25 protein-coding genes are annotated in these 25,636 nt (G+C 63.1%); 14 read left to right on the top strand and 11 right to left on the bottom strand.

From position 1 onward, the window contains the following. Positions 1–282: 282 nt before the first annotated feature. Positions 283–1,848 (top strand): hypothetical protein, encoded by a 1,566-nt coding sequence (locus tag EA187_RS09605; RefSeq protein ID WP_127780130.1) that lies wholly within the window; start codon positions 283–285, stop codon positions 1,846–1,848. Between the two features lie 60 nt (positions 1,849–1,908). Here the strand turns inward: EA187_RS09605 and EA187_RS09610 are convergent, their stop codons facing one another. From EA187_RS09610 to rplS, 4 genes are all read right to left on the bottom strand, one after another. Beyond that, positions 1,909–2,328 (bottom strand): YraN family protein, encoded by a 420-nt coding sequence (locus EA187_RS09610; RefSeq protein WP_164856166.1) that lies wholly within the window; start codon positions 2,326–2,328, stop codon positions 1,909–1,911. A 112-nt stretch (positions 2,329–2,440) separates the two neighbouring features. Then, positions 2,441–3,124 (bottom strand): ribonuclease HII, encoded by a 684-nt coding sequence (gene rnhB, locus EA187_RS09615; RefSeq protein WP_127780132.1) that lies wholly within the window; start codon positions 3,122–3,124, stop codon positions 2,441–2,443. After that, on the bottom strand, positions 3,121–4,884 hold the full coding sequence (locus EA187_RS09620; protein WP_127780133.1) for an AAA family ATPase: 1,764 nt from the start codon (positions 4,882–4,884) through the stop codon (positions 3,121–3,123). The genes rnhB and EA187_RS09620 overlap by 4 nt, the downstream gene beginning before the upstream one ends. 204 nt (positions 4,885–5,088) lie before the next feature. Then, complete coding sequence (rplS, locus tag EA187_RS09625; RefSeq protein ID WP_115603936.1) at positions 5,089–5,448, bottom strand: 50S ribosomal protein L19; 360 nt, start codon at positions 5,446–5,448, stop codon at positions 5,089–5,091. 309 nt (positions 5,449–5,757) lie between these two features. On the opposite strand from rplS, the gene EA187_RS09630 reads away from it, so the two are divergent. Then, complete coding sequence (locus EA187_RS09630; RefSeq protein WP_115603934.1) at positions 5,758–7,326, top strand: NAD-dependent epimerase/dehydratase family protein; 1,569 nt, start codon at positions 5,758–5,760, stop codon at positions 7,324–7,326. Then, the gene (locus tag EA187_RS09635) at positions 7,323–8,522 is read left to right on the top strand and encodes a KamA family radical SAM protein (protein WP_206524240.1); all 1,200 of its coding nucleotides are present in this window, start codon (positions 7,323–7,325) and stop codon (positions 8,520–8,522) included. The genes EA187_RS09630 and EA187_RS09635 overlap by 4 nt, the downstream gene beginning before the upstream one ends. Here EA187_RS09635 and EA187_RS09640 read toward each other — a convergent pair. Next, on the bottom strand, positions 8,432–9,565 hold the full coding sequence (locus EA187_RS09640; protein WP_164856167.1) for an alpha/beta hydrolase: 1,134 nt from the start codon (positions 9,563–9,565) through the stop codon (positions 8,432–8,434). The two genes, EA187_RS09635 and EA187_RS09640, sit on opposite strands and share 91 nt — an antisense overlap. Positions 9,566–9,720: 155 nt before the next feature. Here EA187_RS09640 and EA187_RS09645 point away from each other — a divergent pair, with 155 nt between their 5' ends. After that, the gene (locus EA187_RS09645; RefSeq protein WP_127780135.1) at positions 9,721–10,500 is read left to right on the top strand and encodes a lysophospholipid acyltransferase family protein; all 780 of its coding nucleotides are present in this window, start codon (positions 9,721–9,723) and stop codon (positions 10,498–10,500) included. Between the two features lie 8 nt (positions 10,501–10,508). Here EA187_RS09645 and EA187_RS09650 read toward each other — a convergent pair whose 3' ends face one another. The 5 genes from EA187_RS09650 to EA187_RS09670 all read right to left on the bottom strand — a co-directional run bounded on the left by EA187_RS09650 (position 10,509) and on the right by EA187_RS09670 (position 17,102). After that, positions 10,509–12,071, bottom strand: a complete 1,563-nt coding sequence (locus EA187_RS09650; protein ID WP_127780136.1) for a GMC family oxidoreductase N-terminal domain-containing protein — start codon at positions 12,069–12,071, stop codon at positions 10,509–10,511. After that, positions 12,068–12,562, bottom strand: coding sequence for a hypothetical protein (locus EA187_RS09655; protein ID WP_146822761.1), 495 nt, complete (start codon positions 12,560–12,562; stop codon positions 12,068–12,070). The genes EA187_RS09650 and EA187_RS09655 overlap by 4 nt, the downstream gene beginning before the upstream one ends. Positions 12,563–12,659: 97 nt before the next feature. Further along, entirely contained in the window at positions 12,660–13,127 is a 468-nt protein-coding gene (locus EA187_RS21065) for a septal ring lytic transglycosylase RlpA family protein (RefSeq protein ID WP_430687896.1), read from the bottom strand. Positions 13,128–13,423: 296 nt separating this feature from the next. Further along, positions 13,424–14,605, bottom strand: a complete 1,182-nt coding sequence (locus tag EA187_RS09665) for a thiolase family protein (RefSeq protein WP_115603922.1) — start codon at positions 14,603–14,605, stop codon at positions 13,424–13,426. A gap of 115 nt (positions 14,606–14,720) precedes the next feature. Beyond that, positions 14,721–17,102 (bottom strand): 3-hydroxyacyl-CoA dehydrogenase/enoyl-CoA hydratase family protein, encoded by a 2,382-nt coding sequence (locus EA187_RS09670; protein WP_127780137.1) that lies wholly within the window; start codon positions 17,100–17,102, stop codon positions 14,721–14,723. A gap of 350 nt (positions 17,103–17,452) precedes the next feature. Here EA187_RS09670 and EA187_RS09675 point away from each other — a divergent pair, with 350 nt between their 5' ends. The 9 genes from EA187_RS09675 to fghA all read left to right on the top strand — a co-directional run bounded on the left by EA187_RS09675 (position 17,453) and on the right by fghA (position 23,334). Next, entirely contained in the window at positions 17,453–17,701 is a 249-nt protein-coding gene (locus EA187_RS09675; RefSeq protein ID WP_115603918.1) for a BolA family protein, read from the top strand. A gap of 116 nt (positions 17,702–17,817) precedes the next feature. Further along, positions 17,818–18,222 (top strand): Grx4 family monothiol glutaredoxin, encoded by a 405-nt coding sequence (gene grxD, locus EA187_RS09680; protein ID WP_115603916.1) that lies wholly within the window; start codon positions 17,818–17,820, stop codon positions 18,220–18,222. A gap of 199 nt (positions 18,223–18,421) precedes the next feature. Beyond that, positions 18,422–18,934 (top strand): 30S ribosomal protein S16, encoded by a 513-nt coding sequence (rpsP, locus tag EA187_RS21070; RefSeq protein ID WP_115603914.1) that lies wholly within the window; start codon positions 18,422–18,424, stop codon positions 18,932–18,934. Between the two features lie 81 nt (positions 18,935–19,015). Next, a complete protein-coding gene (locus tag EA187_RS09690; protein WP_115603912.1) occupies positions 19,016–19,282 on the top strand; it encodes a KH domain-containing protein in 267 nt (88 codons plus the stop codon). Between the two features lie 19 nt (positions 19,283–19,301). Then, a complete protein-coding gene (gene rimM, locus EA187_RS09695; RefSeq protein WP_115603910.1) occupies positions 19,302–19,856 on the top strand; it encodes a ribosome maturation factor RimM in 555 nt (184 codons plus the stop codon). Positions 19,857–20,014: 158 nt separating this feature from the next. Further along, entirely contained in the window at positions 20,015–20,737 is a 723-nt protein-coding gene (gene trmD, locus EA187_RS09700; RefSeq protein ID WP_115603908.1) for a tRNA (guanosine(37)-N1)-methyltransferase TrmD, read from the top strand. A 228-nt stretch (positions 20,738–20,965) separates the two neighbouring features. After that, complete coding sequence (locus EA187_RS09705) at positions 20,966–21,244, top strand: metal/formaldehyde-sensitive transcriptional repressor (protein WP_115603906.1); 279 nt, start codon at positions 20,966–20,968, stop codon at positions 21,242–21,244. A gap of 49 nt (positions 21,245–21,293) precedes the next feature. Then, positions 21,294–22,403, top strand: a complete 1,110-nt coding sequence (locus EA187_RS09710; RefSeq protein ID WP_115603904.1) for an S-(hydroxymethyl)glutathione dehydrogenase/class III alcohol dehydrogenase — start codon at positions 21,294–21,296, stop codon at positions 22,401–22,403. Positions 22,404–22,503: 100 nt separating this feature from the next. Then, the gene (fghA, locus tag EA187_RS09715; RefSeq protein ID WP_115603903.1) at positions 22,504–23,334 is read left to right on the top strand and encodes an S-formylglutathione hydrolase; all 831 of its coding nucleotides are present in this window, start codon (positions 22,504–22,506) and stop codon (positions 23,332–23,334) included. Between the two features lie 46 nt (positions 23,335–23,380). On the opposite strand, the gene EA187_RS09720 is transcribed toward fghA, so the two are convergent. After that, on the bottom strand, positions 23,381–23,659 hold the full coding sequence (locus EA187_RS09720; RefSeq protein WP_115603901.1) for a hypothetical protein: 279 nt from the start codon (positions 23,657–23,659) through the stop codon (positions 23,381–23,383). Between the two features lie 345 nt (positions 23,660–24,004). Between EA187_RS09720 and EA187_RS09725 the strand changes: the two genes are divergently transcribed. Next, complete coding sequence (locus EA187_RS09725; RefSeq protein ID WP_127780138.1) at positions 24,005–25,633, top strand: hypothetical protein; 1,629 nt, start codon at positions 24,005–24,007, stop codon at positions 25,631–25,633. The last annotated feature ends 3 nt before the right edge of the window (positions 25,634–25,636 follow it).

Here is a 25,636-nt window from a genome sequence, read left to right on the forward strand (position 1 = left end):
GGTGCCGACACCCGCCTACGACCATGGCAGCGGGGGTGTTTGTACTGGCGTTTAGCCTTATTCCCGCGCAGCGTCAATTCTATCGCAAAATCTTTTTGTGAAGTTACGTTGCCCAACCGACCTGCCCGGCCGTTGGACCTTCGACGCGCAACAGGTAGACTACGGCCTGTCGAGCACCTGTGTTGTGGTGATACTCCCCCCCCTCGGGCAGCTTCGCGATAGGATGAATGAACGCGATGCAACTCTTCGCATCGAGCGCATGGATAGGTCATGAAACATTGTATGCAACTTCTGTTGTGCCTTGGATTCAGTGTATGCCTGATGAGTTCGGTGGCATGGGCTCAGGACCCGAAACCCGCCGAAGAGCTTGTTGGAGAACAGGCCCGCGAGGAAGCATTACTCGCTGCTGCCAGCGAGATTGCTGTACAGGTCGCCAACATCCGAGGCCTCGAGTTACTGGCCGAGATCCCCAAAGGGGTCAAAGACCGCGAAGCGCTTCGCACGATGCTCATTGAGCAGCTCCACAACGAGATTCCCGAAGAGGTCTTTCTCGCAGAAGAGCAGATGTTTAAGCGCCTGGGCATCTTCGAGCCCGAGGTCAACTACCGTCAGCTGATGCTGGACCTGCTCACCGAGCAAATTGCCGGCTTCTACGATCAAAGCGCCAAAGAGCTCTACATCATGGTGGGGCTACCCGAGCAGTTGCAGTACTCGGCGATGGCCCATGAGATCTTTCATGCCATTCAAGATCAGCATTTCGATATTGGCGCGTTGCTCGCCCCCTTTACCTCTCAGGAGAACGGGGATTTCGCACTGGCGCGCATGGCGCTGATCGAGGGGGATGCCACCGTTCTGATGATCGATTACGTGCTCTACGAGAGCGGGACGCTTCCTGCCGGCCGCGCGCTGAGCGTGGCCGATGTCCCCATGATCACCGCCACCCTGCTGGAGATGAACACCGAAGAACTCGCCGCCACTGAGGGCATGGGCACCCCGGGGATGATGGGAATGGGCGAGAGCGCTGTTCCCTCTCTGACCGACTCGGTGCTGGGAAGCGCCCCGCGGATTGTGCGCGATCTGCTGCTCTTCCCCTATATCGAAGGGATGCGTTTTGTGCTGCGCGCGCGGGCCAACCGCAACTGGAGTGATGTGGACGCGATCTACGCCGACGCGCCGGTTTCCACCACCCAGATCCTGCACCCGGAGCGCTATTTTGCCGGAGAGCTTCCCATCGACGTTCAGTTTGATGCGGCGGAAGCGCTTGGCGGCTACGAACCGATCTTCGACTCGGTGCTGGGCGAACTTCAGATTCGCTCCTGGCTGGCCACCCATACCGACCGTTACGAGGGGATCCCTGATCCGGGCGAAAGCGCTGCGGGCTGGCGCGGCGACCGATTGCTTGGCTACCGCAATGACTCCGGTGAGGTGGTGGCCGTGCATGTCAGCAGCTGGGAGAACGAAGACGAAGCCCGCGAGTTCGCCAGCGCTCAGGTCGCGATCGCTGAGGCGCGCTACGAGGCCGGCGCAACCCACCAGAGCGGTGAACATGGTGAGTCCTGGTGCCTGCGTCACGGGCCAAACACCGATGGAGAGCGCGTGTACATCGAACGCTGGGGCGATCTCGTGCTTTTGATTGATGGTGCCCCCTCCAGCCTGGGCGAAACCGGTGAGGAACGCGACCCGACGACGTACCTGGCGCGAGATGCGGTATGGAACACCCTCTCCCGCGTGCCCTTTGAAGCCGCGCTCGCGGCTCGCGAAGCTAACAAGGACGCCGAAGAAGAGCAGTCGGACGAAGTAAGCGCCGAAGGCGCGCCGGCCGACAATGATCTCCGAGAAACCAGATAAAGCCGCGACCATCCGTGTCTCCTCCCCCTTCACCATCAAAGTGTCGCCGAAGGGGGGGCGTCAGCAGGTGTTTCCCTGCGCATCAAATGCCCCTTCAATATGAACGATTGCGGCCGGGCGTTTGCCGAAGTCGACTGTGATGACGTCAAAACGATAGCGCACGCCGGTACGTCGACGCTGGCAGATGTAGCGATGAGCCAGACGCGCGATGGTACGCCGCTTGCGGTAACTCACCGCCAGAGTCGGTGAGAAGCGATCACAACGGCGGCGACTCTTGACCTCCACGAAGGCGACAATCGGGTCCTCCCCGGGGCGTGCTTTACATGCGACCAGATCGAGTTCGCCGTAACGTGAGCGCACATTTTGTGCCTCAATCGACCATCCCTTTTGCTCCAGATACGCGCGCGCCAACGCCTCGCCGGCAAGTCCCAGCTGCTCGACATCCTCGCGTTCGATCCAGTCCCCACTTCCAACACTCATGGTCTCCCCCTTCACGTTGGTAGAGTTGCGGGTCTTCTCATACCGCTTCATGTGGCAGCGCTCAGGGCGCCACGTGATGCATCTTCAAAGACTGAACACGCGTATCGTACCGTCAAGGCAAATCGGTTGAGATCCCGACAAATTCGCGCACGCCTTTAAAACTCTTTCGGTGCAGCGGGCAGGGACCGAGTGTGGCAATCGCTTTGCGGTGGGCGGCCGTTCCGTAACCCTTGTGCCCCTCAAAACCATATCCGGGCCATCGCACTTCGGCCTCTCGCATCAAGCGATCTCGGGAGACTTTGGCAACGACGCTGGCCGCTGCTATGGCAAAGCTACGCGCATCGCCTTTGACCACCGCAACCTGGGGAAGATCGACATCGGGTATGAGCATGTTGCCATCGACGACGATGAGGTCGGGGCGCTGCTCGCGAACTTCGACAAGTTGGTGCACCGCGTGGCGCATCGCCTCAAAGGTGGCCTGAAGAATGTTGATCGCGTCGATACGCTCGGCACTGGCGGCAGCCATCGCCACGCGTCGGGGTTGCGCACAGAGGGCGTCGTAGAGAACTTCGCGATCGGCCTCCTGCATCTTCTTAGAGTCGTTGAGGCCGGGCCAATCCGAAGCATCGTCCACACTGAGCGTCCACCAACAAGCCGCGGCGTGCACCGGGCCGGCAAGCGGTCCGCGACCCGCCTCATCGACCCCTATGATGTGCAGGTGTCCCCGCTCACGAAGCTCACGCTCCAGCTCACCGATCTCGGGAGGCGTCGCGGTAAAAAGGGCCTGCTGACTCATGATTTGGCTCCCAGGATGGCGATCTGCCCCTGACGTGCCGCGCTCTTAAAGACCGACTCAAGGCGCGAGGCGTGGGCAGGCGTCATCATCAAGGCCGGATCGGCGATCCAGATCGATTCGAGCCCGCTTCTCTCATCGCCGCGGGCTGTGCTGATAAAAAGAGAGAGCGCAAGCGCGCACACCACCACCTGAACCTCGGCCGAGCGAGTACGCTGCCACAGCTCAAGCTGCTCACCGGTGAGCGCTTCAACACGAAGCTCTCCGCGATCATCAAGGGAGACATCGCTAAAGCGTTCTGAGAGCACATGCCCGCAAACCTTCGACCACATCGCCCGAGTACTCTCACTTAGCGCGCCGTGAATCCACTGCCCGTTGCGCTCGGCAACCCACTTTAAGAGCTCCAGGGGGTTGGACGGCAGCGGAGCAGCGCTGCCGTCGGCCCCCTGATCGGCGTTGGCACGGATCTCAACCGGGTCGGCGCCCAGGCTCTGAAGGTCGTTCTCCAGCTGAAACGAGTTCATGACAAACGAAGGCAGTTCGCTGCGGCGGCGCTTCAACTCGACGAGCTCAGCCTGCAGCGAATCGAGCTCCTTGCGGGCACGACGGTACTCGGGGTTGGTGCGCACCGCCTCAAGCTGCGACTCCATCCGCTGGATGACTGTTCGCAGCTTGCGCGCCATCGGGATGCGCGCCTGAAGCTCTTCTTCGCGCTCCACGCCGGCATGAAGCAGCGTGTGTTCGACCTGTTCCAGCACTCGAATCTGTTCCTCTCGGAGCTGAGAGATGCGCCGGCGGATCGAGTCCAATCTCACCTGGTGAACGCTCGCTTTGCTCAGGCTGGTATAATAACGCAGCAAGACAAAGGCCCCCAGCGCAAGGCCGGGAATGCTGCCCAGCGCGAAGATGCGGTGGGTTTGATGGAAGACCAGGCTGGCGACAAAGGCGGCTAATGCAATGCCCACGCCCAGCCAGAAAAGCGGTGTGCGCGTGGGCTCGTCGGGCACCGAGAGCTCGATCTGGCGGCGCTCGGTATCGAGCTGGCTTTGCAGTCGTCCGAGCTGCGCATCGTAGTCGTCCATTCGGGCGTCGCGGCTCTGGAGAAGCTCGATCTCCTCATCGCTGAGCTCAGCGAGTTCGACCTCCGCGAGCTTTTCGCGGGCCCGGGTAAGTTTCTCTTCGAGCTCCGCGCCTTCTCCCAGGGCACGCTGACCGTCTTCAACCCGCAGGTCGAGCTCTTTGATCTGGTCCTCGATCGACTCCACCTCAAGCGAGGTCAGATAGAGGCGGGCGAGCTCAGGGATGCGCGGGTCGTTGCCCAGGGTGGCCGCGTTGATCACCGTCTCGATATCAAAGTCAAAACGCCACAGATGCAGTGCGTAGAACGTGGCCAGGTCAGGAAGGTTGAGCTTCTCCTGGAGTGCGCGCTGCACGTCGGCCGCCCCGCGGGCAAGCTCCTCGTAGCCGGAAGTGGTCTTTCGCTGCAGGCGCACCGATTCGGTGGCAGCCTGACGGACGACCCGCAAAGAGCTTCCCCGGGCCAGAAAGGCGCAGGCCAACTTCACGCCTCCCGAGGCTTTAAACACGCGATCTTCGAGCGCTGCAGCCTGGGCCGGATAGAGGCAGAGCACCAGCAGGTCCTGGACATCGGACGCCCCTACCCCCGCCGGCAGCTCCAAGACCTGGAGGGGCTCATCGATGCGCACTCGCGCCGGGCGGCTCTGAGCGAGAACCCCCTGAAAGATTAGCTCCTGAAGTTGCATACGCTCTGGCTCGACAGTCCCGAGAGGGAGGAAGACCGCTTTGCTGACAGGGGCAATGATACGTCGGGGCAGCCAGATGGGTAAAGGAGCAACGCGGCGCCCCGGCATCGGGGTCAAGAAATGACAACGCCCACGGCCAGTGCCGTGGGCGTTGTCCGACCCCGGAGGCGATGCGCGCATCAGGCGGCTGCATCGCCCTGAATCTTAAAGCCCGCCCTTGCGCGCGCGCTTGGTGCGAATCCGGGCGCTCTTGCCGGCGCGCTCGCGCAGGTAGTAGAGCTTGGCGCGACGCACGCGACCGATCGAGGCGACCTCGATCTTCTCGATGCGCGGGCTGTGGATCGGGAAGATACGCTCCACGCCAACACCGTTGGAGATCTTGCGCACGGTCACGGTCTCTTCGACGCCGGCGCCGCTGCGGCCAAGCACCACGCCTTCGTAAACCTGGACGCGCTCTTTTTCGCCTTCGCGAATGAGCAGGTGGACGCGGACGGTGTCGCCAGGACGGAAGTCCGGGTGATCTTCACGCAGGTGAGCTGCGGCGATTTTCTTGAGCAATTCCATGACGCTTCTCCATCGTTCGAAATCAAAAAGGCCGCCTCAAGACGCGAACTCCACGCCGTCCTCGGACCCGGCCGTACCGTTTAGCAAGTCGCTGACCGTCGCCATCAAGCGCCAGTCGAAAAGACCGGGTGAGAAATTCACCGGTCCTTTAGAGTCGGGGAGAACTAGCACCCCACGCCCAAGACTTCAAGTCCTTTTGATACGGGGGACACCAACCCGGGCACACGTCCTGGCGAGAACCTTGTCGCCGGAGGGCGATTCCGCCATAAAGACCGGGCGATGCCCTGTTTCTAAGGAGAACTCTCAGCGATGGCAACAAAGAAGACAACATCAGATCGTCGGGCGATGGTGGTGGGAGCCGCCGGCGGGTTGGGCGTACACCTGGTGCGCGCATTGAGTGAGGCCGGTTGGGAGGTTGTTGCGGTGGATCGCCGCGAGCTGACCGCGACCGGCAGGGAGTCGTTGCTCGAAGGCTCCCCAAACATCACCTGGCACCAGCTCGAAGGCCGCGATGAAGCGATCGGCGAGTTGATGGCGGGATGCCAGGCGGTGATCAACGCCGCGGCCACGGTGAACATCTCCGAGCCCTACCGTGCGCTGGCGTTAGACAACGTGGAGTTGCCTCGCCGGCTCTACATGAGCGCACGTGATGCCGGCGTGGAGCAGGTCGTGCAGATCAGCTGCGCCTCGGTGTACGACGGCGAGCGCGGGGTTCGCACCGAAGACTCTCCGGTCGACCCGTATAACGACTATGAACGCACCAAGATCGAGGCGGAGCACGAGCTGGAGGCGTTGCGCGCGGGCGGCGGTCCGGCGCTTACGATCCTGCGCCCCGGCCTGCTCTATGGGCCGGGCTGTACCGAGATGAGCGCGGGACTTGTGACGGTGGTGGCGATTCTTCGCGACCTTGCCAGCTACCTGCCCGGGCTTCGGGGCGGGCCGCGCACCAACTGGTGCCATGCGGCGGACGTGGCCAGTGCGGTGATGGTCGCGCTGACCCACCCCGAGGGACGCGACACGACCCTTAATGTGGGCGATGATACCGCGCTTAGCTTCGGCGAGGTGCTCACCTCGATCGCCGAGGGCTACGGCATCGACCTGGGCCCCTCGGTTCCCATGCCCACGGTGACCTTCTGGGCGATGGTCAGCCCGCTGATCGATAACGACTTTGCCTTCGGGCGGATGCGCGGTCTTCTGCGACTTTTGTGGAAGCGCATTCAGCGCGAACATAGGCTCAGCAGCCCGCTCAGGCCCCGACTCGACCGTAGCGCACTCTTCTACGTTCGCGAAGATGCGGTGATGGTCTCCGAGAAGTTGCGACAGCTGGGGTGGGCACCGGCCTGGAAGGACTTTCGTCAGGGCATTGTCCCGACGATCCGCTGGTATCAGCAGGCCGGTTGGGTGCCTCGTTTTGATACGGAGGCGCTCCAGGAGCGGCGCGACGGTCGTGTGGGCAGTCAGTACACCTTTGAAGAGCAGGTCAGCGGAGAACTTGAAGGAAGCCGCCGAGTCAGCGAGGTTCGCGCCGCGCTGGTGGTCACCCTGGAGCAATGGCCCGCCCCGCCGATGCGACACGAGGGTTGTGTGGAGGGCACACTTTCGATCTCGGGCCTTGCCCTGGAAGCCCCCCTTCTGGGCACGGTCGTGCTCGACTACGGCCCTCTTCCCACGATGCGCTACGAATTTGGATTCAAAGATGACGAGGGACGCGCCCATCGCCTGAGCTTCACCCGCGCGATGACGCTGCCGCACCCTCTCTGCTCCTGGAGTTCGGCGCGTGGCGATCTCATCGATCAGTGGGGCGACACGCTTGGGCGCGTTACGCTCAACGATGAAGGTGAAGCCAGGCCACGCGCATGGCTGGGAGTACGCGCGTGAGCACTCAACGCTTTGATCCCGGTCCCCTACCCTCGCTGCCCTCCTCGTATGAGCGGCGCCCCAGGCGCTTCGAACACATCGATGCGCAAACCTGGGAGAGCTGGCACTGGCAACACCAGAACCGTCTGCGGCGGCCCGAGCATTTTGAAGATGTTCTGGAGCTGAGCGCTGGCGAGCGCGAGGCTTTTCAGAAGAGCGCGCAGCGCTTTCGGGTAGCGGTCACGCCGCACTATGCGGCGTTGATGTCAGGTAGCAATCCCGGCTGCGGCGTGCGCCAGCAGGGCCTTCCACAACCCGGCGAGCTTCGAAACTACGACTTTGAGCTTGAAGATCCCCTGGCCGAAGAGGCGCATATGCCGGTGCCGGGGATCACGCACCGTTATCCGGATCGAGTGCTCTTCTATGTCTCGCACCATTGCCCGGTGTACTGCCGGCATTGCACGCGCAAGCGCAAGGTCTCCGATCCGACCACCGCAGCGGCCCGCGACCAGCTCGCACAGGGGCTGGAGTACATTCGCACGACCCCCACGGCCCGCGACGTGGTGGTGAGCGGCGGCGATCCCTTGACGCTCTCCGACGAGCGACTCGGCGAGGTTTTAAGGGCGCTGCGCGCCATCGATCATGTGGAGGTGATTCGTCTGGGGACACGCAACCCGGTGACATTGCCGCAGCGCATCACCCCGGAGCTCTGTGAGATCCTGCGCGAGGTGCGCCCGGTCTACGTTCACACCCACTTCAACCATCCCGATGAGCTCAGCCAGGAGAGCGCCCGGGCGTTACGAATGCTCCTGGACGCAGGCTGCGTACTGGGCAACCAGATGGTGCTTTTACGTGGCGTTAACGATCGCCCCGAGACGGTGATGGAGCTTAACCGCCAGCTCTTACGCCTGGGGTGTCGGCCCTACTACATGCTGCAATGCGATATGGCGCAGGGGATCTCCCACTTTCGCACCCCGCTTCAAACCGGGCTGACGATCATGAAGCATCTTCGCGGTCGCATCGGCGGGATGGGCGTACCCCACTTTGTGGTGGATTTGCCCGGAGGTGGCGGCAAGGTGGAGCTTGTGCCCGACCATATCGTGAGCACACGCGAATCGCCCTGGGGTCAGGTCGTCGCCTTCTCGAACTCCGAGGGCGAGCGCTTCGAGTTTGTCGACGTCGACCCCACTCGCCTCGAGCGAGATGACGAGCGCTGATCGGGATGACGGGAAGCATCGGCGCGTTTGAGGACCTGCTCAAGAAAGCCGAGCAGCTCCTGCCAGTATGCCCTGCTGGAGGCTCGCCAGGGAAAGGCGTGAAAGCTGTGAAACTCCCCTTTGAAATAATGCGCTGAGGTGCGGGCACCGAGCCTTTGAGCGGCACGCTCCAGGCGTCGCGTATCATCCAGAAGGGGATCGGCGGTGCCCACGGCCGTGAAGAACGCGGGCATCACCCGTTGCGCCGACGTCATCGTCTCCAGCACAACGAGGGGGTCGACCAGAGGATGCGTCTCTGGATCGACAGTGCGCAGATATGCCTCGGAAGCCTCGTAGAGCTTATCGGTCACAAAGGCCGGAAGATCGCGCCGGCGCTCAAAACGCTGCGGATCGGAGACCTGCAGATAGCCGCAGGTGGGAATGATCGCCGTCGGCGCCGGGTACTCTTCGCTGAGGCTCCGCGCCCATCGCTCATGAAAGGGCTGAAGGTGTGCCACGCCCAGCGCCAGGGCCACATTGGCGCCGGATGATTCCCCGGCGACCACCCAGGGAAGCCCCTCGATGCTCAGCTCGCGACGATGGTCATGCATCCAGACCCTCGCCGCACGCGCATCTTCCAACGCCGCCGGATAAGGATGCTCGGGAGCAAGGCGGTAGTCGATGGCGAAGACCACATATCCGTGGCGAGCCAGGATCCAGGGCATGGGCCAGTGGCTGTCTTTGGATCCAATGCGAAACCCGCCGCCATGAATATAGAGAATCGCCGCGCGAGGACGCGCCCCCTGAGGGCGATAGATGTCGACGGCACCTGAATGGATGTTGTCCGAGTAGCGCTGATCGCGACAGACCTTGACCGGGAAACGTTCTCGACCAAGATCAACGTCGATCAGCCCCATGGTGTGAAGGCCGGCGAAGGCGCTGCGAATCGCGGCCTCCGAGAGGGTGCGCTCCAGCCCCACCGGCACCACATGCTCTTGCAGTCGCCGCATCCAGCTGTACGTCGGCTGGTGCTGTGAGCGCTTTTTCGGGGTTTGCCTGCTCATCGCTACTCCATGATGCAACGCGTGAAGGACACCGAACACACTATCCAAAAGCCGTGCAAAACGAAGATAACGACGAAAACACCGAAGAAAAGTTAAAACCTGACAGATTGAACACTTTTTGAACACCCCTGCCACGCAGGGGTGGACGAGGAGCCATGAAACCATCGATTTCCATCGACAGCTGGAGCGTCAAAGCGATTCGCCGGGCGCTCTCCCCCTTGCATCGCTACTTCGATGTGCAGCTGGAGGGCCTGGAGCATGTACCCGAGCAGGGGCCGGTGTTTCTTGTGGGTAACCACGCCTTGCTGGGTATCGATAGCTTCGTGCTCTTTCCGGCACTGATGCGCCAGTTTGAACGGGTGCCGCGCGGCCTGGCGCTGCGCACGCTCTTTGACAACCCGGTGATGGGCAAGCTCCTGCACGAGGTGGGCATTGTGCCCGGCTCGCGCTCCAGCGGCGTGGCGCTGCTGCGCGGCGGTCAGATGGTCGTGACGTACCCCGGGGGAATGTCCGATTCGGTGAAGGGGCGCAACAAGCGCTACACCTTGCAGTGGCAGGAGCGTTGCGGATTTGCCCATGTGGCGCTTCGGGCCGGGGTCCCGGTGACGCCGGTGGCGGCGGTGGGGCCGGATGAGATCTTTCCGATCTTGAGCGATCGGGGGCTACTTCCGGTGAGTTTTCTCGGGGATCGCACGTCGCGGGCTCCGGCGTTCTTGCCGGTGGCTCGCCCGGTGCGCTGCGTATTTCGCTTCGGGAAACCGGTGCAACTTCCCGACCTTGGGAGCGCGCTGAACGCCGGCCAGGAGGTTCCCGAGTCGCTGATGCCTCAATGCTCGTTGTACGCGCGCGAGGTGGAGTCCGCGCTCGATCGTCTCATTCAGGACACGTTGCGGGACCACCCCAAACGCCTGCGTCTTCTGCCGCGCCGGGGATAACTCGGAGCTCAGCGTGCCGGAAGCGTCGAGCGAAGCGCCCGGGCCACGCGCCGCCCGAAGGTGTAGATGGGAATCTGCGGCGGGCCACCGATCGAGGTCGGGAAGAGCGAGCCATCAGCCACGTAGAGCCCGCGCATCTGGTGGTGAGCGCCCCGGCTATTGACCACGCTTTTTCGGGGGTCTTCGCCCATCCACATCGTGGACATCGGGTGGACCGCGACCATCGAGGGGTTAAAGGGGCCAAGCGCGGCCCCTGTGAGCGCGTCGAGGTCTGCCGGAGAGTCGAGGAGACGAGGCGGGGAGGTCGGGATGATGACCTGTCGCGCACCGGCGGCGAAGAAGATACGGGCGGCCTCGCGCATTCCTAAGGCCACCTGGTTGAGTTCGGCGCGGTCAGGTCGGTAATGGATCTGCACCCGCTCGCCATCGCGGGGGCGCACATGGCCGCTGTAATGGTCGTGCACCATGGCGATGATCGCGGCCACGTTAGGGTAGAGGCGCATCATTGAGGCGTGGGCGGCACCAAATCCGGGCATCAAGCCCGCGGCGGCGCCCGGGTGCGCAAAGCCCGAGACCAGCCAGACGCGCTGGTCGGCGTCGTGACCGAAGTTCAAAAACTCGGTGCATTCGGCCGATTGCGGCACCCCCTTCCACCCTTCAATCGTGTCGTCGAAGACGCCCATCACAAAGGCACCGGGATGAATGTGCAGACGACGGCCGGTGAGACGATGCGGATCGGGAAGACCACTCTTGATGGCGAGCGCAGCGGAGTTTGTGGCGCTAGCCCCGAGCACAACACGCTCGGCGCGAACCTCAAAAGGTTGAAGCTCCGCGCCGCTCTGCGGGTCGATGGCGCGGCCAGCCACGCCGCAGACCTGGCGGCCGCGCGTTAAAATGCGATCGACGCGGGCGTGAACCAGCGCGCGCCCTCCGGCCGCGAGCGCGGGAGGAATCAGCACTTTGGCGGCGTTCTGTTTGCCGTTATTGGGGCATCCGAGCTCGCACATACCCGAGCGCTGACAGCCCTGGCGGTTCTGAGAGAGCACGGCGTGCTGGTAGCCCAGCGCGCGCGCGCCGCGGAAGAGCGCATCGTTGTTGGCGTTGATGCGGTCCTGAGGCACCGGATGCACGTCGAGAAGCTCCTCGACGCTATTGAAGTCGGCCTGCAGTTCGGCGCCCAGATCTTCGACGCCCTGCTCTCTCCAGATGTCCAGAATGGGATCGGGCAACCTCTTGCAGAGGTTGGTGTTATGCAGCGTCGATCCTCCCACGCCCTTGCCCTGCATCACGGTGATGGCCTGGTCGACGGTGCCACGCGAGGCCCCCTCCATGAAGAGTTTTGGGAGCATCACCTCTTCGCGGCAGCGCATATCTTCGGGGGCAAAGTAGTCACCGAGCTCCACGCCAATGACGTCAACGCCGGCGATGGCCAGATCATGAAAGGCCATGCCGCCACCGGCGCCCAAACCCACGACAACCACATCGGCCTGCAACCGAAGTGCGGAGCTGCTGGCGGCCGCGGAGGTCATGCCGTCAGGAAGGCTGCGGCGCCTTGCATCGTCGCGTGTCATCGGCGCTCCGCGGGCACGCCCGGGTTACCCGAGAGGCTGTAGCCGATGGCCGGCCAGAGCTGCGGACGCGTGTAATAGCCCATCATGCACACCGATTTGAGCGCTTTGAACATCGCCCGCGCCGGCATCAGGGGGGATGCCTCCAGGCTGAGCAGAAAGCGGTCGATCTCGTCATCACTCAGGTGAGTAAGGCGGCGGCGACGCGGCCCGAAGGCATAGGGGGCGTACTCCAGGATGGCGATCATCGACTGCAGTTCTTCCTGGGTCGTGGCCGGCATCCCCCCGATGAAAAGCAGCGCAGCATCCAGCGCACCGCACGCCCGCACATCGGGGAAGTCCGCGTCGTCAGCGGCGCACACACGCGCCATCGCACGCTCCAGAGTCTCACTAAGCCAGGGAGGAATTGCGCCGGGCATCGGCGGCGAGTTGTTGCTCAGGCGCGCCAAAAGCCGCCCGGTGCGCACCAGTCCCATGGTCTGCATACGGGCCATAAGCAGCTCGGGTTTATCGCCTAAAACGCCGCGCAGAAATGAGACCACAGAAGCCTTCCATGCTGGAGGTGAGATGTTGGTCGCGCCGCTCCCCCGTTCAGGGATCGGAGACGTAGGAGCCATCGCCCCACTGCTCGATCTGCAGGATCACATCGACGGTGCCCGCCTGAATCATGTCGAGATCGCGCGCGGCGGCGCGGGAGAGGTCGATGATCCGACCGCGCACAAAAGGCCCGCGATCGGTGATTCGAACGACCACCGAGCGGCGGCTCTCCGGTTCAATGACCCGTACGATGGTATGGAAGGGTAAGGTCTTATGCGCCGCTGTGAAGCCTTCCATATCATACAACTCGCCACTGGCGGTCTGGCGGCCGTGGAACTTGTCGCCATACCAGCTGGCCACACCGCGAAGCTCGTGCTCCCGACCATCGGGGGCGGCCACGCGGTCGGTCACAAGATCGCGATGGGGATCGGCCGGCGTCGTGGCGCAGGCGGCCATCCACAGCGCGAAGCTTCCCAGCAAGAGATGTCGAAGCGTCGCTACGGCTTCAACACGCGTCCACATCACGTACTTCAGTGCGCGTCGTGAAGAGATCATAGGGGGCCACCGTTCATCCATCGAAACATCACAGGACACCTGCACGCTCACGTCGCGCCGATGGTGCCAGCGATGATGCTCAGAGAGCAAGGCCCCGAAAACTCATCGCGCGCCCTCAATATCTGCCGGCTCCGATGTTGCGTCTCACCAGACCTAAAAAAGCCGCGCTCCCGATAAGGAAGCGCGGCTTCGTCATGCGCTCGACGTCAGCCCGTCACAATGATGAACGAGGACTGCCGTGCAGGCTCAAAGACGGGTGCGACTTAGTCTTCAACGCGCTCGAAGAGCGCGGCGGCGCCCATGCCACCACCGATGCACATCGAGACGATGCCGTAGCGACCGCCGGTCTTCTCCAGCGAGCGAAGAAGCGTTCCGGCCATACGCGTACCGCTCACACCCAGGGGGTGACCCAGAGCGATGGCGCCACCATGGATGTTGAGCTTGGCCGGGTCCACGCCCAGCTCGCGGGCGCAGTAGACGGCCTGGCTGGCGAAGGCTTCGTTGATCTCAAAGAGATCGATGTCTTCGATGGTCAGGCCGGTAGCCTTGAGAAGTTTGCGGATGGCCGGGACCGGACCAATACCCATGATATCCGGGTCCACACCGGCGACCTGGAAGGCACGGTAGTAGCCCATGGGCTTCACACCGAGTTCGTCGGCTTTCTCTTTGCTCATCAGCACGACGGCGGCCGCGCCATCGGTGAGCGGCGAGGCGTTACCGGCGGTGACGCTACCCTTCGGGTTGAAGGCCGGGCGCAGTTTCGCCAGGGCTTCCACCGAGGAGCCCGGACGCGGGCCGTCGTCTTTATCAACGGTCACATCGTGGCGCTTGCCATCGGGGCCGACCACCTGGGTTTTCACCGGGAGCACTTCGCCGGCGAGGAAGCCATCTTCCCATGCGGCAAGAGCTTTTTCGTGGCTGGCCAGGGCGAAGGCGTCTTGATCTTCGCGGGCAACCTCAAAGCGACTCGCCACGTTCTCAGCGGTGGTGCCCATCGGGATGTAAATCTCGGGGTACTCTTCCATGGTCTGCGGGTTCGCCGAGACCTTGTTGCCGCCCATCGGGATCATGGTCATCGACTCGGTGCCACCGGCCACGGCCACGTCCATCGCGCCCACCATGATGCGCTCGGCCATCTGCGAGATGGTCTGCACACCCGAGGAGCAGAAACGGTTGACGGTCAACCCGGGGACGCTGTTGGGGAGACCGGCCATCACCGAGGCGATGCGGGCCACGTTCATGCCCTGCTCGGCCTCCGGCATCGCGCAGCCCATGGCCACATCACCGATGTCTTCGGGGTCAAGACCTTTCACCTTGGCGACCGCTTCTTTGATCACGAGCGCAGCCATGGTGTCGGGGCGGGTATCTTTGAGGCCGCCTTTGTAAGCACGGGTAAAGGGGGTACGCACATACGAGGCGACCACAACGTCACGAAGAGAAGTCATAAGGTATATCTCCTGATTCGGCGGGCATCACAGCTTGAGGCGCTCGCCGGGGTACTCGTTCGGGAAAACAAACCGAGGTCTGCGGCCGACCATTCCGGCCGCAGACCCATCGCGCTTAGTTACGCAGCGGCTTGTTGTTCAGCACCATGTACTGCATACGCGCCTGGCTCTTCTCTTCGCCACAGAGCGACATGAAGGCTTCGCGCTCCAGGTCGAGCAGCGTCTGCTCGTCGACCAGAGTCGCGGGGTTGGTCTCACCGCCGCAAAGCACGTTGGCGAGCTTACGCCCGATGAGGCGATCGTGAGCCGAGATCACGCCGTTTTCCTGCATGCTGTAGAGGAGCATGTCGATGGTGGCGGCACCGTCCGGACCGAGCAGACGGAACTTGGAGGGGCGCGGCGGCTTAAAGCCGGCACGGGCCATCCCCAAAACGCGCTGCTTGGCGTCGAAGAGGAGGTTCTCGGCGTTGATGGTCACGCCATCGCTGGCGTTGAGGAAACCATACTCCCGGGCCGCTTCGGCGCTCGTGGCCACCTCGCCCATCCCGATGGCCATGAAGACCTTGCGCAGGAAGGGGAAGGGATCGAACTCTTTGTTATCGGAGTGCGGCCCGAAGACGTTACGCATCAGCTGCAGGTTACCGCCGCCGCCGGGGATCAGACCCACGCCGACTTCGACAAGGCCCATATAAAGTTCGCCGGCCGCCTGAATGGCGTTGGCACCCAGGGTCACCTCGGCGCCACCACCGAGCGTCAGGCCCTTGGGCGCGGCGACAACCGGCTTCCAGCTGTAACGCATACGCTGGTTGGCATCCTGGAAGGACTTGACCATCGACTCGATGGGCTCCCACTGACCAGACTGCGCGTTCATGTACACCAGGACCAGGTTGGCACCGGCCGAGAAGTTGGTGGCATCGTTGCCGATGACCAGACCTTCCCAGTTGGCCTCAACTTCGTCGATCGCCTGGTGCATCATCTCGATGAGCTCAGGATCGATGGCGTTCATCTTGGTGTGGAACTCAAGCAGCGCCACGCCGTCGCCCATATCGTGGAGCGAGGCCGAGGAGTTGCCGAGGATCTTGGTAGCGCCCTTGCGCTTGAGAAGCTCGACACTGATGGCCTTCTCGCTGCGCTCGATCGCCTTGTAGCTCTTGGAGGCGACGTCGTAGTAGAGGTCGGTGGCTCCGTCCTGCTTGTAGAAGCTCTCGGCACCCGAGGCGATCATCTCGTCGATCCAGGCGGGCACTTCCATGTCGTGCGCCTTCATCTGGTCGTAGGCCCACTGAAGACCCAGCGCGTCCCAGGTCTCGAAGGGACCCAGGTCCCAGTTGAAGCCCCAGCGCATACCGCGGTCAATGTTGACCACGTCATCGGCGATTTCGCCCATGCGGCGCGCGGTGTAGGCAAGCGAGCGCAGGGTGACTTCGCGGGCGAATTCAGCGGCTTTATCGTCGCCGTCGACCACGACCTTCTTGATGCGCTGCGCCGGCGCGCCCTTGGCTTTGCCGATGGAGGCAAACTCGGGCTTGTCGCGGTCGCGGTACTCAAGGGTGTTGAGATCCAGGGTCTGGATGCCGCCCTTGCCCTTTTTGTAGAAACCACCACCGGCCTTCTGCCCGGTGAAGCCCTTCTCGACCAGGGTGCCCATGAAGTCGGGAACCTGGAAGATCTCGCGCTCTTCATCTTCGGTGAGCGTGTCGTAGCAGTTTTTAGCCACGTGCACGAAGGTATCCAGACCAACCATATCGGCGGTTCGGAAGACGGCCGACTTCGGGCGACCCATGGCTTTGCCGAAGACGGTATCGACGCCTTCGATGCTCATCTCGTACTTCTTCATCAGGTGCATGATGGTCATCATGCCATGCACGCCGATGCGGTTGGCGATGAAGTTGGTGGTGTCCTTGCCAAAGACGATACCCTTGCCGAGCACGTCGCTGCCGAATTCCACCATCGCGTCCACAACTTCCGGCGCGGTGTCGGGGCCCTCGACCAGTTCGAGGAGCTTCATGTAGCGCACCGGGTTGAAGAAGTGCGTCACGATAAAGCGCTTCTTGAAGCTCTCGGAGCGACCTTCCAGCATGCCCTCAATGGAGAGGCCGGAGGTGTTCGAGGAGATGATGGCGTGGTCGTTGACGTGGGCTTCGACCTTATCGAAGGTCGCCTTTTTGATCGCCATCGTCTCGGGCACGGCCTCAACGATCCAGTCGACCTCGGCGAACCAGTCGAGGTTGTCGTCCATGTTGCCGACGGTGATCCGATCAAGGTCGCGCGTGCTGTAGAGCGGCGAGGGCTTGGTCTTGGCCAGCAGCGCCTTGTTGCGGGTCGCGATGCTGTTGCGGAACGCCGGGTCGTTGACGTCGTCTTTCTCGCCCGGATTAAAGGGCACGATATCAAGCAGATAGACCTCGATGCCGGCGTTGGCAAGATGTGCGGCGATGCCGCTTCCCATAACGCCAGAACCGATGACGGCAGCCTTTCGAATGCGCTTCGTGGCCATGAAACTCCTTACGATGTGAGGGTTGCAGTAAAACGTATGCGTAGAGCGCGATGCCTTATAGTGAGAAGGGCAATTGGGGGTCAAGACCAACCCCGGCCCGAACCCTGGCCAGCGCAGCTGTAAGCACCGATGTCCTTCAGCAAAGAAAAAGACACAGAGGTCCGGAATCTTCTCTCCCTCAGCCCTCCGCGCATCGCCGGGTGATGTGGCCGGCTTGCGTCGAGGTTCGCGAGGGGATAAGACCCCGGTTGAGACGATCCCCCGCGGCGGACGGCCACATTCCCTACCTGCCGCCGCCGGCACCCCGCATATGCCAGGGCCCCCGAGGGGCACCGACAACGAGGATAGAGATGATTGAAGCAAGCATCATTGTGGAGCGCATTCAGGCCGCGCTGCCCGGCGCCAACGTTCAGGTCCAGGATCTGACCGGGACGATGGACCACTACAAAGCGGTGGTGATCGCGGAGCAGTTCGCGGGCAAAACGCTCGTGGCGCGCCACCGTGCGATCTACCAGGCGCTGGCCGAGGAGATGAAGGGCCCGATTCACGCACTCACCCTCGACGTCTTTACCCCCGAAGAGTGGGAAGCGCAGGGCTGAGCATGCCCCTGGAATGCGCTCGAATGACGGGATGTTGACCCGGCTCAAAGCGCTCCTCACCTCCTCCGCAGGGCTTACACATAGCACCCCATCCCCAGAACCGATGAGGCAATACCATGAGTGACCAGAAGAAGTCGATCTCGCTGCCCCTTGCCAACCCTGAAAAGAACGTGGAAGCCCCGCCGCGTACCCGAGACGAAGGGGGCGATGTCCTCTCGGAGATCGCGCGTGAAGTGGCGGAAAACCCCGTGCTTCTCTACATGAAGGGGCTTCCCCAGCAGCCGATGTGCGGGTTCTCGGCTCGCGCTGCGGCGATTCTTGCCAGCTACGGCCGCCCCTTCCACGCCGTCGACATCCTGGTCGACCCGGATAAGCGCCAGGGCATCAAGGAGTTCTCCAGCTGGCCGACCATCCCCCAGGTCTACATCGGCGGAGAGTTCGTGGGCGGCTCCGACATCCTGATGCAGCTCCATGAGAATGGCGAATTGGGTAAGCTCATCGCATCGGTCAGCGGCGAGTGAGCGGGCATGGAAGGTGCCGCGCTTGAGCGCGGCGCCCGGCCTGGCCACTGTCGCTTGACAGCGAAAGGGTTGCGCTTTAGGTTGCCCCACCTTTGTACGGTCCTCTAAAAGCGTGGGCTGTTGGCTGCCAGACTGCGCGCTTCGAACTCATAGTAAATCACAGCACGAACCAGCTTATTAAAGCGGAGATGAAACTCACATGACTGTCCGACTTCGACTTCAACGCCATGGCGCCAAAAAGCGTCCCTTCTACCGTGTGGTTGCCGCCGACCAGCGCTCTCCTCGTGATGGTCGCTTCATTGAGGTGCTGGGCACCTACGATCCGATGCAGGAGCCGGCTGCGGTTCGCCTCAACAGCGAGCGCGTCGACTACTGGCTCAGCGTGGGCGCTCAGCCCAGCGACACGGTTCGCTCGCTGATCCGCAAGCTTCGCCGTGGCGAGCTGGGCATCGACCTGGCTGCCGAAGGCGCCGAGAAGGCCGCCAAGGAAGCCGCCGCTCTGGCCAAGAAGGAAGCTCTCGAAGCTGCCCGCGCCAAGATCGCCGAAGAAGCCAAGGCCGCTGAAGCCAAGAAGGCTGAAGAGGAAGCCGCCAAGAAAGCGGAAGCCGAAGCTGCTAAGGCTGCCGAAGCCGCCAAGGCTGAAGAAGGCGCCGCTGAAGGTGACGCCGCTGAAGGCGACGCCGAAGCCAAGAGCGAAGGCGAAGAGGGCTGAACCAGCTTTCTTGCTTTGAGATGTTTGTGACGAGCCCGTTTTTTACGGGCTCGTCGCGTTTTAACCTTAAGGAATGACGCGATGAGCAATCACACCGCCGAAGATGCCCTGAAGAGCTACGAAGATCTGGTGCGATTTCTGGCCGGCTCGCTGCTGGATGAAGACGTGGAGTTCGAGGTGCGCGCGCACGCCCACCGCGATCAGCTCCTGGTGGAGCTGGCCGTCGAGGAGGCACATCGCGGGCGCGTGATCGGCCGCGGCGGCCGCATCGCCCGGGCGATGCGCACGCTGGTCGACGCCGCCGCTGTTCCCAACCACCTGCCGGTGGTCATCGACATCGTCGACTGAGCGCGTGGAGCGTTTGAGCATGAGTAAGACAACAAACGAGCAGGTGGAGCTGGCCAAAGTCGGCCGCCCTCACGGCGTCTACGGTGACGTGCGCCTGCATCTTTTTAACGCCGACTCCGAGGTCCTCGACGAGGGCGTCAAGGTCACCATCAAGACCGAGCGCGAAGAACTCGAGCTGACCATCGAGCGTTTTCGCCAGGGCCCAAAGTTTGCGATGGTGAAGTTCAAGGGCATCCAGGGTCGCGAGGGTGCCGAGCGCATCAAACACGGCATCGTCTCAGTGGACTTCGATCTTCTTCCTGACCTCGATGAGGATGAGTTCTATCTGATGGAGGTCATCGGCTTCCCGGCATACGTCGCCGCTGAAGAAGATGGCGATGCGCCTGACGATGCCGAGCCTATCGGCATCATCGACCGCTTCTTTGAGACCGGAGCTAACGACGTGCTGGTCGTCAAACGCACCGACGGCTCCGAGCTCTTCGTGCCTTATGTTGAGCATGCGGTCAGCTATGTCGATCTGGAGGGACCGGCGGTGGTGTTGCAACCCCTGGAGATCTGGACGCCTGCCGACTAGGCCTCTCCCGCCCTGCCCCACCGGGGTAACTCGCCACATCGCGCTCACGGCTGAAACGCCGAGAACGGCGCCTTCTCTGCACCCGCCGGTGGCGCGCCACGTCCACCGGCTCCTTTGCACCCGCAAAACCCGCCTCGCACTCCCCACCGGAGACCATCTTGAGCTCGTCCTTCCCCGTTGAGATTCTTACGCTCTTCCCCGACTTCTTCGACGGCCCGCTGCGCATCAGCCTGACCGGCAAAGCGATCGAGCGCGGTCATTTCTCGGTGAACTGCGTCGATATCCGCGACTTCACCCACGATAAGCACCGCACCTGCGACGACGTCCCCTACGGCGGTGGCGCCGGCATGGTGATGAAACCCGAGCCGCTTGTCGCCGCGCTGGAGCAGGCCCGGGAGCGCCACCCGGATGTGCCGCGTATCTTGATGTCGCCCCAGGGCGAGCCTTTCAGCCAGAAGATCGCACGGGAGCTGGCCGCGGGGCCGGGCATGATCCTGGTATGCGGGCGCTACGAGGGCGTGGATGAACGTGTGCGTCAGCACTGGATCGATCGCGAGATCTCCATTGGCGATTACGTGCTCACCGGCGGGGAGGTCGCCTCGATGGTCGTCATCGACGCCGTCACTCGCCTCCTCCCCGGCGTGTTGGGCAACCAGGAGTCGATCAGCGAGGAGAGCTTCTCAGCCCCGATGCTCGAATACCCGCAGTACACTCGCCCCCGCGAGTTTCGCGGCCACGAGGTGCCCGAGATCTTGCTCAGCGGCGACCACGGGCGCATCGCCACCTGGCGCCAGGAGCAGGCGCTGGCGCGCACACAAGAGCGCCGCCCCGATCTTCTCCGGCGCGACGATGCAGCGCCCGGTGGCGAATCTGACACCTGAGCGCAGGCCTCCTGCGAGGTCAGGGCGACCTTTCGCCCTGACGCAAAACACCCTGAAAACCCAATAAAAACAACACACTAAAGCCACACCTACCGCCACAACCGGCAGGTTCCTTCCGTCGTCGCGTCGGGAATTCTGACGGGACCCCGGGCGCATAACCGAACGTCACTTGAACTTCTCGTCGGCATATGAAGATACTATACCCCGGTATACCAATGGAGAAGAACGATGCCCTATACGGAAAAAGAGAAAAAGCGGGTACTGGCGAGAGTTCGCCGCGTCAAAGGTCAGCTCAACGCGCTGGAGACGGCACTGGAAGAAGGCACCGAATGCAGCTCGGTGCTCCAGCAAATCGCCGCGATCCGCGGGGCGGTCACCGGCGTAATGCGCCAGGTGCTCGAGGCGCATGTGCGCGAGACCTTCGGCAGCGCCGCCGAGCTTCCCGCCGGCCAACGCGATGAGGCCGTCGACGATCTCAACGATCTGATCCGCTCCTACCTCAAGTAGTCCACCGGGATGGTTGTCATCCCTCCCCCACCAACCTCAGGAGAAGCTCATGAAGAGCCGTGCCGCCGTAGCATTCGAAGTCAACAAACCCCTGGAGATCGTCGAGCTGGATGTCGAAGGCCCGAAGAAAGGTGAGGTGCTCGTGCAGATCACCCACACCGGGGTCTGCCACACCGACGCCTTTACGCTCAGCGGCGAAGATCCCGAGGGAATCTTCCCCTCGGTGCTCGGCCACGAAGGCGCTGGCATTGTGGTGGAGGTCGGCGAGGGGGTCAGTGGGCTCTCGGTAGGCGATCGTGTGATCCCGCTCTACACCGCGGAATGCCGCGAGTGTAAGTTCTGCAAGTCCGGCAAGACCAACCTCTGCCAGGCTGTGCGCGCCACCCAGGGCAAGGGCCTGATGCCCGATGGCACCACGCGTTTCTCCTACAAGGGCAAGCCCATCTATCACTACATGGGCACCAGCACGTTTAGCGAATTCACGGTCGTACCGGAGATCTCGCTGGCCAAGATCAACAAAGACGCTCCGCTGGAGAAGGTCTGTCTTCTGGGCTGTGGGATCACCACCGGCATCGGCGCCGTGCACAACACCGCCAAGGTGCAGGCAGGCGACACCGTGGCCATCTTCGGTCTGGGCGGCATCGGCCTGGCAGCGGTGATGGGAGCCAGAGAGGCCGGCGCCTCCCGCATCCTGGGCATCGACATCAACCCCGATAAATTCGAACTCGCCCGCCAGCTTGGAGCCACCGACCTTATCAACCCCAGAGACTACGACCGCCCCATTCAGGAGGTGATCGTGGAGCTGACCGATGGCGGCGTCGACTACAGCTTTGAGTGCATCGGCAACGTCGACGTGATGCGCTCGGCGCTGGAGTGCTGCCACAAAGGCTGGGGTGAGTCGGTGATCATCGGCGTGGCCGGTGCGGGTCAGGAGATCAGCACGCGCCCCTTCCAGCTTGTGACCGGACGCGTCTGGCGCGGCTCGGCGTTCGGCGGTGTGCGCGGCCGCACCGAGCTCCCGGGCATGGTCGATAAGGCGATGAGTGGCAAGCTCGATCTCGATCCCTTCATCACCCACACCCTGCCGCTGGAGCGCATCAACGAGGCCTTCGATCTGATGCACAGCGGTGAGTCGATTCGCACGGTGATTCATTTCTGAAGGCGATAAGGCAGCGGGGCGCAGGCTTTTGCCTGCGCCCCGCTGCGTTCGGAACCCGAACACCCTTCATATACCTGATACAAATCAAGGACATACAACCATGGAACGCATCGAGAGCTACGCGAGTTTTGGCGGCCATCAGGACGTCTGGAAGCATCGCTCAGAGGTTCTGGGCTGCGAGATGAAGGTTGCCGTCTACCTTCCGCCGGCGGTGGCCGATGGCCCCTGCCCGGTGCTCTACTGGCTGAGCGGATTGACCTGCACCGAGCAGAATTTCATCACCAAGGCCGGTGCCCAACGCTACGCGGCCGAAGAAGGCGTGATCATCGTCGCACCCGACACAAGCCCGCGCGGCGACGATGTGGCTGACGCCGAGGGTTATGATCTTGGCAAAGGCGCGGGCTTCTACGTCAACGCCACCGAGGAGCCCTGGGCGTCGCATTATCGGATGCACGATTACGTCGTGAATGAGCTGCCGGCGCTGATTGAGGCGAACTTTCCCGCGAGCTCAAAGCGCGCGATCTTCGGGCACTCCATGGGCGGGCATGGAGCGCTGGTGCTGGCTCTGCGCAACCCGGGGCGCTACGCCAGCGTCTCGGCCTTCTCACCGATCGTCGCGCCCACCCGGGTGCCCTGGGGCGAGAAGGCGCTGGGGGCGTATCTGGGAGACGAGCGGGATGCGTGGAAAGCCTGGGATGCCACCGAGCTTGTGGCCACGGCCACCGAGCGGCTTCCCCTGCTCATCGATCAGGGCGATGCGGACCAGTTCCTGGCTGAACAGCTGCAACCGGAGCGCCTGGTGCGTGCCTGCGAGGAGGTGGGTCACCCGATCGAGCTTCGCATGCAGGCGGGTTACGACCACTCGTACTACTTCATCGCCAGCTTCATCGGCGATCATATCCGTCATCACGCCCGTGCGCTCAAGGGTTGAGGCGAGCCTTTAGGCGGGATTCCTGTCGGGATGCGTGGGGGGGGTGTCAGGGGGGCTCGACATCCGAAGCCGGGACATCCGCCGGAGCGTTGCGCCGGCGGATGTCCGCACCGACCTTCAACGCCAGAATGAACAATCCGGCTCCGTGCATAAAAAAGTCAAAGATGTACACAGGCTCGGTGAGCTCTCCCCGAACGAGCATCCCGGTGGTCTCCACCAGGTGAGGCTCCGGATTAAAGGGAGCAAGCGCCAGCAAAAGTGCCAGGGGAATCAATAACTTATAAGAGAGCGCATCAAGCCATCGGTAGTACCAGGTTGTCTTCATTGGCGTCGTTCTCATGGGTCGTGCGTGAATGAAGGGGGGATAGGGTCACCTGCTCTACACCTAAGCACCCTAACATAGCGTGCGAGAGCGCTGTGAGGCCGCAGCCCCCTCACCATCGTCGTCACTTCATCCGGGCCTCATCCCTCCTCCCGACGCGCGGGCGTCTGGCCATGGGTGTCCACACGCCCCCCCCTGCCGCCCGGGGTCAAGAGCCTCCCCTCTGCCCCGCGTGCGCGCCACGGCACGCCGAGAGCGTTGCGAGCCCCCTTTTGCCGTGACAGGATGCCCCTCCACGGCCTCGCCGCCCGACGTTAAATGGATGATGCCACCGAGGAGCCCCCTGCGATGCGCGCGCCCCACATGTTACCCGGTCACCTGCGACTGAAGCCCGCCGTTGGGGCACTCAGCGCGCTCTTGACCCTCTCGCTTGCCGCATCCGCGCAAGCCCAGCTCCCGGAGATTCCCCCTCTGGAGGACGATGAAGCCTCCGAGGGGCGCGTGGTGGAGCTTGCCCCCCCCCGACTGAATCCGGTCTTCCCGGTGGATGAGCCGGAAGAACCCACGGTGAGCCTGGAAGGACATTATCGCCTGAGCGCCGACGCCTACGAGCGCCCGCTGACCGACGGGCTGCGCGGCGGCATGTACCAGCAACTTCGGCTGGGGAGCACCATCAACCTGGGCGCGGTAGAGGCGGTCGCATCCGCCGATCTTCTCAGCGGAAGACTTCTGGGCAACGCCTACCCCGCCCCTCCGCCGGTGGGGGATCACGGCGCGCGCCCCTTCCACAGGGTGCTCGACGGTGCCGATCAGACGCTCGCCATGCGCGAACTCTACCTGCGTTGGGATAGCCCGGTGGGTCGGGTGCAGGCCGGGCTTCAAACAAGCCAGTGGGGCCTGGGGTTGCTGGCCAACGACGGCGACATCGAAGACGAAACGCTCTTTGGGGAGCAGGTGGGCGGCGACCGCGTCGCGCGACTGCTCTTTGCGACCTCTCCATTTCGGGGGCGCGCCTCGCGCGGCGCGCTCGATAATCTCTTTGTGGCGGTGGGTGCCGACGCGGTAATTCGCGACGAAAATGCCGATATCAACAAGGGCGACCGGGCGCTGCAGGGCATCGCGTCGGTGGTCTGGCGTCCTGCTCCCAGTGAGATCGGCGTGTACGTGGCACTCCGTGACCAGACCGACCGCGACGGCTCCGAGCTCAATGTGGCGGCTTTCGATCTGGCCGGAAAACACCAGTTTTATACCCCGAAGGGCACCTGGCGCTTTCGCATCGCCGGCGAAGCGGCGTACCTGCGCGGTGAGACGACCCGCGCTGACGGCAGCGACCCCACTTCCCCGATTCAGATCGACGCGCTGGGGGCGGCCGCCCACCTCGACGTGCTGCACCGACCGAGCGCGCTGGGCTTTAACCTTCGCTCCGGCTTTGCCTCCGGCGACGCCGACCCACGCAGCGATAACCTCCACCGCTTCCGCTTTGATCCGAACTACCGCGCCGGGCTCTTGCTCTTCGACCATCACCTGCCAGCCTACACGGCAGAAGCGGTCGCCCAAGCCGACGATCCCCTGCGCGCAGCCCAACCTCCCCGGGGCATCGACAACCTCGTTGAGACTGGCTCGGTGAGTAACGCGATCTTCGTGCAGCCCACGCTGACCTTTGCGCGCATCGCCGGGCTGGAGCTCGGCGCCGGCGCCCTTCTGGCCTGGGCGCATCGGCCCTGGCGCGACCTGGCCGCAAGTGTGGAAGCCGGCGGTTCGGTGGTCGGCTTTCGTGGCACCGAAGCCTCGGCCCGCTACCTGGGCACCGAGGCCCTCCTGGGAGCGCGCTACACGCATCTGCTCACCCCGGAGCTCGCGCTGGAGTACCGTGCCGAGGCTGCGATGTTCTGGCCTGGCAGCGTCTTTGACGACGCGCAGGGACGCCCCGACGCGCGCACCGCGCTTGTTCGCGCACATATCACCGCACTCTGGTAGGCG

The organism is Lujinxingia sediminis (assembly GCF_004005565.1).
GTDB classification, from domain to species: Bacteria; Myxococcota_A; Bradymonadia; order Bradymonadales; family Bradymonadaceae; genus Lujinxingia; species Lujinxingia sediminis.

Coding starts and splice junctions, on each gene's coding strand:
- EA187_RS09605 (WP_127780130.1), top strand. CDS start 283: ATGCAACTTCTGTTGTGCCTTGGATTCAGTGTATGCCTGATGAGTTCG.
- EA187_RS09610 (WP_164856166.1), bottom strand. CDS start 2,328: ATGAGTGTTGGAAGTGGGGACTGGATCGAACGCGAGGATGTCGAGCAG.
- rnhB (WP_127780132.1), bottom strand. CDS start 3,124: ATGAGTCAGCAGGCCCTTTTTACCGCGACGCCTCCCGAGATCGGTGAG.
- EA187_RS09620 (WP_127780133.1), bottom strand. CDS start 4,884: ATGCAACTTCAGGAGCTAATCTTTCAGGGGGTTCTCGCTCAGAGCCGC.
- rplS (WP_115603936.1), bottom strand. CDS start 5,448: ATGGAATTGCTCAAGAAAATCGCCGCAGCTCACCTGCGTGAAGATCAC.
- EA187_RS09630 (WP_115603934.1), top strand. CDS start 5,758: ATGGCAACAAAGAAGACAACATCAGATCGTCGGGCGATGGTGGTGGGA.
- EA187_RS09640 (WP_164856167.1), bottom strand. CDS start 9,565: ATGAGCAGGCAAACCCCGAAAAAGCGCTCACAGCACCAGCCGACGTAC.
- EA187_RS09645 (WP_127780135.1), top strand. CDS start 9,721: ATGAAACCATCGATTTCCATCGACAGCTGGAGCGTCAAAGCGATTCGC.
- EA187_RS09650 (WP_127780136.1), bottom strand. CDS start 12,071: ATGACACGCGACGATGCAAGGCGCCGCAGCCTTCCTGACGGCATGACC.
- EA187_RS09655 (WP_146822761.1), bottom strand. CDS start 12,562: ATGGCCCGTATGCAGACCATGGGACTGGTGCGCACCGGGCGGCTTTTG.
- EA187_RS21065 (WP_430687896.1), bottom strand. CDS start 13,127: ATGTGGACGCGTGTTGAAGCCGTAGCGACGCTTCGACATCTCTTGCTG.
- EA187_RS09665 (WP_115603922.1), bottom strand. CDS start 14,605: ATGACTTCTCTTCGTGACGTTGTGGTCGCCTCGTATGTGCGTACCCCC.
- EA187_RS09670 (WP_127780137.1), bottom strand. CDS start 17,102: ATGGCCACGAAGCGCATTCGAAAGGCTGCCGTCATCGGTTCTGGCGTT.
- EA187_RS09675 (WP_115603918.1), top strand. CDS start 17,453: ATGATTGAAGCAAGCATCATTGTGGAGCGCATTCAGGCCGCGCTGCCC.
- grxD (WP_115603916.1), top strand. CDS start 17,818: ATGAGTGACCAGAAGAAGTCGATCTCGCTGCCCCTTGCCAACCCTGAA.
- rpsP (WP_115603914.1), top strand. CDS start 18,422: ATGACTGTCCGACTTCGACTTCAACGCCATGGCGCCAAAAAGCGTCCC.
- EA187_RS09690 (WP_115603912.1), top strand. CDS start 19,016: ATGAGCAATCACACCGCCGAAGATGCCCTGAAGAGCTACGAAGATCTG.
- rimM (WP_115603910.1), top strand. CDS start 19,302: ATGAGTAAGACAACAAACGAGCAGGTGGAGCTGGCCAAAGTCGGCCGC.
- EA187_RS09705 (WP_115603906.1), top strand. CDS start 20,966: ATGCCCTATACGGAAAAAGAGAAAAAGCGGGTACTGGCGAGAGTTCGC.
- EA187_RS09710 (WP_115603904.1), top strand. CDS start 21,294: ATGAAGAGCCGTGCCGCCGTAGCATTCGAAGTCAACAAACCCCTGGAG.
- fghA (WP_115603903.1), top strand. CDS start 22,504: ATGGAACGCATCGAGAGCTACGCGAGTTTTGGCGGCCATCAGGACGTC.
- EA187_RS09720 (WP_115603901.1), bottom strand. CDS start 23,659: ATGAAGACAACCTGGTACTACCGATGGCTTGATGCGCTCTCTTATAAG.
- EA187_RS09725 (WP_127780138.1), top strand. CDS start 24,005: ATGCGCGCGCCCCACATGTTACCCGGTCACCTGCGACTGAAGCCCGCC.